We start from the raw sequence: 1522 nt of genomic DNA, 5'->3' as shown, positions 1-1522 counted from the left end.
CGGGCGCGAGCAGGATCGGCGCGTCGTGTGCGGGTGCCCTCCGTGAGGCAACGTTCACCACGGGCACGTGCGGCGCGGCACCCTCCGGCGGAGGCACGACCTGTGCGGGCGCCGCCTGGGCAGGCGTGCCCCGCGTGGGCACACCCGGCACGGGTACGCACTGATCCGCGCCGCCCGACGCGGGCACACCCTGCACGGGCGCGAGCAGGATCGGCGCGTCGTGTGCGGGTGCCCTCCGTGAGGCATGGTTCACCACGGGCACGTGCGGCGCGGCACCCTCCGGCGTGGGCACGTCCGTCGCGGGCGTGACCTGCGCGGCCGGGCTCTGCCCGGGCGGCATGCTCCGTGTGGTGGGTTCGCGGGTCATCGCCGGGTCCCGGGGTGGGCCGATTCGTCGCGGAGGTGGCCGGCGAAGCGCCGTAGCTCGGTGTACTGCTCGGCCAGTGACGACGGGCCGTCGCCGACCGGGTCCTTGAAGTAGAAGCCCAGTTCGCTCAGCGGGCCGGTGAAACCCTTCTGATGGGCGCGGACGGCCAGGCGGGCCAGGTCGAGGACGAGCGGGGCGGCGAGTGCCGAGTCACAGCCCTGCCAGATGGTCTGCAGGATCATGCGGGAGCCGAGGAAGCCGTCGAAGGCGATGTGGTCCCAGGCCGTCTTCCAGTCACCGAGCGCGGGCACGTCGTCGATGTGGACCTCGCCCTCGACGGGGGCACCGAGGGTGTCGGCGAGGACGCGTTCCTTGCCGGCGTTCTTCGCGGCGGCGGCCGCGGGGTCGGCGAGGGCGGCGCCGTCGCCGCCGCCCAGCAGGTTGGTGCCGGACCAGGCGCGTACGGCGAGGGCGCGCTGGAGGAACATCGGGCCGAGTACCGAGCGCAGCAGGGTCTGGCCCGTCTTGCCGTCGCGGCCCGCGTACGGCAGGCCCGAGGACTCGGCGACGGGTGCCAGCGCGGGGTGGTGCAGTCCCGTGGAGGGCGTGAAGTTGACGTACGGGCAGCCGGCTCGCAGGGCGGCCGCCGCGTAGAGGGAACTGGGCGGCAGGGAACCGTCGGAGGGAGCGGGCTCGGTGGAGGCGACGTTCACCACGACGGCGCCGGCCAGGCCCTGGCGGCTCACGAAGTCGCGGATGCCGGCCGCGAACACGTCGATCCAGTCGTCGTCCGTGCGGACCGGGCCGCCGCCGTCCGTGTCGGCGGGCTGTGGGCCTCCGGACCTGATCTCCCGGTCGGCGGCGACGAGTTCGGCGTGGACGGCGGACGGCAGGCCGTGCGGCAGGACGCCGCCGGCGGCCAGGTGTTCGGCACGCTTGGGCAGCGGGCAGTCGACGGTGTCGTGACCGCCGAAGACGAGGGACGACAACGATGGCAGACCGCACGAGGCGAAGTCGGGGGTCTCGGTGACCATGCCGGTCGGCGGGTGGAGTCCGGCGGCGACGGCGGCGCAGCCCGCGATCGCGGTCGTGGCGACGGAGCCGCGCGCCCCGATGAACCAGACGCCGAAGCGGGGAGCCGGCGAAGAGGCGGGA

General features: G+C 74.8%; 1 protein-coding gene and 1 pseudogene. Both read right to left on the bottom strand.

Going from position 1 to position 1522, the window contains the following annotated elements:
* Window positions 1–367: pseudogene (locus B9S61_RS41660) on the bottom strand (hypothetical protein); the annotation flags it as partial.
* Window positions 364–1522 (bottom strand): inositol-3-phosphate synthase (locus tag B9S61_RS23040; protein ID WP_103543973.1); only part of this gene is annotated, 1159 nt, incomplete at its 5' end. The gene B9S61_RS23040 and the pseudogene B9S61_RS41660, both read right to left, overlap by 4 nt.

Source organism: Streptomyces sp. SM1, from assembly GCF_002910825.1.
Taxonomy (GTDB): Bacteria; Actinomycetota; Actinomycetes; order Streptomycetales; family Streptomycetaceae; genus Streptomyces; species Streptomyces okerensis.
This window is presented reverse-complemented; position numbering and strand designations above follow the sequence as displayed.